At 43.3% G+C, this 6,545-nt stretch carries 5 protein-coding genes; 1 reads left to right on the forward strand and 4 read right to left on the reverse strand.

Going from position 1 to position 6,545, the window contains the following annotated elements:
- Nucleotides 1–15: 15 nt before the first annotated feature.
- The 3 genes from BCU12_RS12010 to BCU12_RS12020 all read right to left on the reverse strand — a co-directional run bounded on the left by BCU12_RS12010 (nt 16) and on the right by BCU12_RS12020 (nt 3,758).
- Nucleotides 16–813: a ChbG/HpnK family deacetylase gene (locus BCU12_RS12010; RefSeq protein ID WP_102404486.1), complete on the reverse strand. Its 798-nt coding sequence runs from the start codon at nt 811–813 to the stop codon at nt 16–18.
- A 167-nt stretch (nt 814–980) separates the two neighbouring features.
- Nucleotides 981–1,535 (reverse strand): GNAT family N-acetyltransferase, encoded by a 555-nt coding sequence (locus BCU12_RS12015; RefSeq protein ID WP_102404487.1) that lies wholly within the window; start codon nt 1,533–1,535, stop codon nt 981–983.
- Between the two features lie 102 nt (nt 1,536–1,637).
- A complete protein-coding gene (locus tag BCU12_RS12020) occupies nt 1,638–3,758 on the reverse strand; it encodes a GGDEF domain-containing protein (protein ID WP_102404488.1) in 2,121 nt (706 codons plus the stop codon).
- A 297-nt stretch (nt 3,759–4,055) separates the two neighbouring features.
- Between BCU12_RS12020 and BCU12_RS12025 the strand changes: the two genes are divergently transcribed.
- Entirely contained in the window at nt 4,056–4,565 is a 510-nt protein-coding gene (locus BCU12_RS12025; protein ID WP_102404489.1) for a L,D-transpeptidase family protein, read from the forward strand.
- A gap of 95 nt (nt 4,566–4,660) precedes the next feature.
- Here the strand turns inward: BCU12_RS12025 and BCU12_RS12030 are convergent.
- Nucleotides 4,661–6,545, reverse strand: a 1,885-nt coding sequence (locus BCU12_RS12030; protein ID WP_102404490.1) for a Lon protease family protein, incomplete at its 5' end; no start/stop codon positions are given.

Consider the following 6,545-nt stretch of genomic DNA (forward strand, 5'->3'; position numbering starts at 1 on the left):
CGATTTACGCTAGCCTTAATTGAGGTGATGCAGAGCAAGCAGTTCTTGAATCGTAATCAGCTCAAAACCATTCTCTTCTAGAAACGTTTTAAACCGCTCTGATGTGACAATATCTAAATCATTTTGACGACACTCACTTCCCCATCGATAGACCGATTCTGTTGGCAAGGAGAGGGCCCTTTGCTCTTCGTTATCTAGCGCACAATGGCAAATAATATGGTAAATACCCTTACCATAGTCGGACAACTTTCGAGTGATATCATCAAAGTTCATGTGAGTCATGGTAAAGCTGTCATCAAAGTACTTTAAGCGCCCGTTTTGCACGGCATAAGTATAAATCAACCCGAATTCCTGCGCGACTTCTTCTACGGCATGAGCAAGAGGTTGATACGCTTGTGAGCCATCAAAAAGCAGTTCTGGCAACATATGAGTTTCAACGTGCGTTGGCGTAATGCCACTGTTGATGACACGGTTGATTTGCGCTCGGTATTCTTTCTTCGCATCTTCTATGTCCAGCGTTTTAATCAGTTGTTCATAACTGCTGTAGAAATAGCCAAGTTCATTACTCAAAGATTGTGCGCCGGTAATGGGCCCACAGCTCATGTTAGTCCATTCACAGGTGAGCGTTAAATGTACGCCTATAGGAAGCGTATGCTGCTTGGTGAGTCGCACCGCTTCAGGTAACCAAGGCGCCGCGGCCATAAAGTTACTGCTTTGAAGTAACCCTCTTTGGAAGCCTTGAACAATCCCCTGATTCACACTATGGCTAATCGCAAAGTCATCACTGGTAATGAGAAGGTATTTTTTGCCCATGAGATCGTCTTAATATTGGCCTTTTACTGAGGAGGCAACTATATCGATAATCTCTGTTTTAAAAAAGAAAACACGGACTCAATCCAAAGAAAACTTGTCGAAAATATCGAGTCGGGCGTGTCTACAAATATATTCAATTGATCCCATTTACACGTTGCGAACTCTCATTACTTTTGCTTATGCAACTCCCAGCCCTTTCGAGAGATCTTGTATAAACAGTGACGCTCCAGTTCATGTCCTTTTGGCAGTTTCGGATGGTCAAAATCTTGGCTTAGGTTCGTCATTCCTATTTTCTTCATCACTTTTTGAGATGGCTCATTCGTTAATGCAGCAAACGCGTACACAGAAGGCTGCTCAAGCACATCAAATGCGTACGTTAATACTTTATTAGCCGCTTCTGTTGCGTAACCTTTCCCCCAATGCTTGGATGATAACCGCCAGCCAATTTCGATAAAGGGTGCATTCGGGATCCCGCCCTCTTTATCTTGACCGTGTAAGCCAACAAACCCAATAAACTCCGCGGTCGATTTTAGCTCAACCGCCCAAAAACCCCAGCCGTTCAATGCGATGAGCTCATTGATTCGGGTAGCAAGCTCACCGCTTTCTTCCTTAGAGAGCGTTGAGGGGAAATATTGCATGACCAATGGATCTGCGCTCATCGCTTCAAATTCTGGTAGGTCAGAGTCTTTCCAAGGTCTAATAATAAGTCGTTGAGTTTCCATACTTTTCCTGTTTGATTTATCGTATTACATCGTTTGCAACCAACAAAAATGCCAGTCTCTGAAGGACTGGCATTATGACCGATGCGAATTTAGTGGCAATGTTTAAGCGGGCGTTTGTTGATCTATCACGCCTATCACGCAATTTCGTCCTTTCTCTTTGGCTTGATAAAGTGCGGTGTCGGAATCTCGATAAAGCACATCAAAATTGAATTGATTACTGTCAAATTCTCTTACCGCATAGCCAATTGAAACCGTGAGGCTATCTTGAGTTGGGCTTGGGGCATGGTTGATGTTTTCACTCTCGATATCCGATCGAATGTGTTCAGCGATTGCCTTTACCTCTTGCTCAGTTTTATTGGTGACAAGCAAAACGAACTCTTCTCCACCGATACGGCAAAATACTTCATCATCAAGCTGAGTATGGCGCTTTAGTATGTTTCCAATGCGCATCAAAGCAATATCACCTTCAAGATGGCCATAGTGATTATTGAACAAACCAAAATGGTCAATATCGAGTAAAATCAAGCCATACTTCACTTTTGAGCAACGATCACTCACGCATTTACTTAACATCAAATGCTCTAGCATTCGCCGATTGCCTAAACGCGTTAGAGGGTCCATTTTTGTGAGTAAATCCAGCTTTTCGTTTGCCTCTTCGAGTTGCTGTGTACGACTTTTCACCTGCTCTTCAAGGCTTTCATTGATCTCATGTATGGCTTGTTGGGCACGGGTTCTCAGTAACACCTCGGTGAGATTAGACGCAAACATCCTGACCACTTCTCGGAGCTGAGAAGTCAGTGGCGTGCGTTTCAGTAGATTATCAGCGGCGATGAACGCAATGGGTTCACCGCTATTACTGGTTAACATCGTCATGGCTGTCCAGCCGAAGCCAACAATATTGAAATCATGGTAAATCGGCATAGACTCTTCAAACACAACTTCGTTGGGGCTGCCTTTTGCTAATTCAACAATAGAGAGATTATGAGTCTCTGAGTGATAGTAAGACTCATCAACAATGTTCCCTTGGATGTCTGTTCCCCATGTACCTTGCATGTACGTGCAATTTTCGTCCGTCAGAAAAACCGCGAGTCGATCTATTCCAAGGTGGTTGATCGCAAACTCAACGGCTGATTTACACACCTCTGTGGTTTTCATGCAGCGTGACAACTCAACCATACTGGCATGCAACATCCGGACATTTTGTTCTTGGCGCTTGCGAATATAAATCTGAGAAAGGTGAGAGCCAAATGCTTCAAGTGCTTGTTTTTGATAAAGGGTTATCGGCATACGGTTGATGTAATTATCGATGGCTATCCAACCAATGGTTTCAGACCCATCACGCAGTACTAGCATGCCGTTCCAGCCTTGACCAACAACCTTTCCTGCCGTGTAAAGTGGCGCATCTTCAATAAGAACAACCGAACGCTCTTCATCAAAGAGCACTTCAATATACTCTTCTTCTAGTTGGTGCAGATCATATTGAGTATGATGCTCACTGACCGTTTCGCCTTTTTCTGTTGTCCCGTATGTGCCATTAAAACATCGCTTCTTCATGTCTAACAGCATGAACACCGCTCGATCAAATCCGAGATCATTTCGCACCGATTCAACGGCAAACTTATACAACTCATCAAGCGTTTCAGGGGCTGACATATTCATGGCAATCTTTTGAACAAGCTTCATGTTATCGATGAAGATTTCACGCTGGGCCAGTTCATCAATGTATTTCGCTTCTTTGATATCACGCAACCTGAACTCATGAGAAGCATCTTTTTCTGCTCTAATACATTGCCATCGAGAGGCAATGATAACTAAGCAATCTAACTTTTTCTGATGATCAAATTGTGTGAACTCAGCGCCATCGACGCCCTCTACAATCAAATACGTCCTTGATGATGGATGGTTATCCAACATTAAGATATACGACTCACCCCCCATCAGTGTGACGGGATCCCAATCACAGGTATTGATTGATAACGGTAGAAAGCTATCAGACGTATCAAACTGTGATGCCCAAGCCCAAAAGCTGTTTGGATAGGCAGATAATTCAAGCCCATTTTTGTGCGAGTAAAGGGCATTAACTTCACTTTCTGCAGTAGGCTCTTGAACAACGGTCATTGCTTTCGGGGAAAGAAGGTTATCAAGGTACGAAAACAAAATATGAGCCAGATAGCGGTGGTTTCTTGCTGAGGAGATCTGTTTTAATTGCGCTCTCTGGAACATAGTTTAAGCCTTTTCTTAGTATATAAACTCATACTCCTTATCTAGCGCTATGCAATCAATCTAACATCACCCTCATTGTTAAGTCAGCCGCAAAACATACAAATCGAGTTTAACATTCATGAGACAAACAACATTTATATGATCTTCTTTCCAATGTTTTCATCTAAATTATTTGCACTTTCAAATTAATTTGCGATTCAAAATAAAATCAGCAATGTCGCACACTTGAAAGGTAAGCAACTTACCTCATTTATTTTGGTTATAATCTAATCACGCAATAGTACTTTTTGGATACAAATGCCCTGCAATTTACTAATCAGCCTACTTCTTATTTTTTGTTCTCTTCTCTTCACTTCGGAGGTGAGCTATGCCAGTACCGGTAACAAAATAGATCGAATACACGTAGATAAATCAAAACGCAGAATGTACTTAATCAAACAAGGTGCCGTTATTCATGAATTTCGAATTGCATTAGGGGCGAGACCAAAAGGGCACAAACTATGGGAAGGAGATCAACGTACGCCTGAAGGGGTCTATCTACTCGACTTCGTGATTGAACACTCCGCTTTTTATCGATCCATCCACATTAATTACCCCAATAGCGCGGATATCGAATGGGCCGACTACAAAGGCATTGATCCTGGCGGCAATATTAAGATTCATGGCATCAAAAATGGTGATCGACGCAAACCCGAATATATTCAAAGCTTTGACTGGACGAATGGTTGTATAGCCATCACCAATGATGAGATGGATACGCTTCTTAGTGTTGTTAGCCCTGGAACTCCTATACTTATAGAATGGTAAATAGTAGTTTAAAAGAGTCACCTAACCTCCTAGTTGCGAAGTGTCAGGTGACTCTTTTGATTGAGCGCTAATAATATAGCGAGTGAGTCACGAGCCTATTTACGCAGAGCATTCAGCTTCGCTTGAGCAATTCCGTAAACCGTATCGATTGGATAACTGCCTTCATCACTTGGTGTTCCAGCCACTTTCCCCGTAAATATCTCAATAGCTTCGGTTACATGCTCAATCGCCCATATATGAAACTCACCTTTACTGACGGCTTTTACAATATCTGGCCTTAACATTAGATTGTGCATATTTGAACGCGGGATGATCACGCCTTGATCGTTGTTGCGACCTTTGATTTCACAGACATCAAAGAAACCTTCAATCTTCTCATTAACGCCACCAATGGGTTGAGATTCACCAAATTGGTTCATTGATCCAGTAATCGCAATGTCCTGACGGTTCGGTTGTTTAGAGAACGCAGAAACAACGGCGCAAAATTCAGCCATGCTCGCACTGTCTCCATCAACCCCACCATAGGATTGCTCAAAGGTGATGTTCGTGGTTAATGGTACTTTCGCTGTCTTACCAAACACAGACGACAAATACGCCGTTAAGATCATCACACCTTTTGAGTGAATACTGCCACCAAGGTCTACGCTTCGCTCTATATCTATCACTTCACCATCACCATACGACGTGGTGGCCGTGATTCGATTTGGCGCGCCAAACATATGATCACTGGTGCTCAATACAGAAAGCGCGTTGACCTGACCAACTGCCTCCCCGTGCGTGTGGATGAGTGTCGTTCCATTAACGAAGGTTTCCATGACGCCATCTTGCAGCCGGCTGACTCGCATCTTTTGATTCGACAGCGCTTCTTCCACATGACTGGCTCGAATCATATTGGCTTTCGCCTGTCTCGCAACGTAATTAGACTCCCTGATCAAATTAGCAATGCTTGCCGAGTGTAATGAAAGCTTATTCTGATCACCCGCTAAGCGGGAACTGTGCTCAATGATTCTCGCTATCGCTTTACGATCGCAATGCAGCATGTTGTTGTCATGGATAATACTGGAAATAAAACGTGAGTAATGCAGCTCAGCGTCTTCAGTTCGCTTCATCTCATCTTCAAAATCAGCCGTCACTCTAAACAACTCAGTAAACTCTGGATCGTAATGTTGTAGAAGCTGATAGGTTCGATGGTCACCAAAAAGGATGATTTTGACATCTAACGGAATAGGCTCTGGATCAAGCGATACGGCCCCCGTGAGCGTCACTTCTTTTTCCAATGACGTTAGGCTTAGCTGCCTTGCTCTTAATGCACGTTTCAACCCGTCCCACACATACGGTTGCTCCAGAACTTTCTGAGCATCCATGAGCAGTACGCCGCCATTCGCTTTGTGAAGACTGCCAGGGCGAATTAAAGAGAAATCGGTGAAGACGGTGCCTTTAAATGTGGCGGTTTCGATGTAGCCAAACAAAGAGTGATAGTTCGGGTTCTCTTCCACCACAATCGGAAAATCATCGTTATCTCGGCTTACCAGAACATTGACTTTATAACGTCTAGGGAGCTTTTTATCTAACGACGCTGTTGCTATCTCTCCTTGCTCTACCGCTTCATCTAAGAAAATTTCGGCATTTTCAACAATGTCTTTTTGTAGCTCGGTCAGGTAAGACTTAATAACAGGATAACTGCTGTAATCAAGTTTAAGCTGCTTGATAAAATGGGTAATGACATCGAGCGTCACATCGTCATTGAGTTTTTTGATCTTCTCGCTGTAGGTTTCTTCCCATTCGGTCAATTGACGAACCATTGAACGTAGCTCAATTTCAAGATCATCGATAGCGTCACCAAAATCAGCTTGCTCATCTTCGCTCAACTCGTCAAAAGACTCCTCAGAGTGAAGCTCTTCGCCATCCATCGCAACAAACTGATAATCACCTTGAACCGTTAACGTTAGACTAATGCCTTTTTCTTTCGCCTTTCCACCG

The sequence above is a fragment of the Vibrio sp. 10N.261.55.A7 genome (assembly GCF_002877365.1).
Lineage (GTDB): Bacteria > Pseudomonadota > Gammaproteobacteria > Enterobacterales > Vibrionaceae > Vibrio.

Bases quoted from the DNA above. Each gene is read 5' to 3' on its own strand.
- BCU12_RS12010 (WP_102404486.1), bottom strand. From the start codon at position 813: ATGGGCAAAAAATACCTTCTCATTACCAGTGATGACTTTGCGATTAGC.
- BCU12_RS12015 (WP_102404487.1), bottom strand. From the start codon at position 1,535: ATGGAAACTCAACGACTTATTATTAGACCTTGGAAAGACTCTGACCTA.
- BCU12_RS12020 (WP_102404488.1), bottom strand. From the start codon at position 3,758: ATGTTCCAGAGAGCGCAATTAAAACAGATCTCCTCAGCAAGAAACCAC.
- BCU12_RS12025 (WP_102404489.1), top strand. From the start codon at position 4,056: ATGCCCTGCAATTTACTAATCAGCCTACTTCTTATTTTTTGTTCTCTT.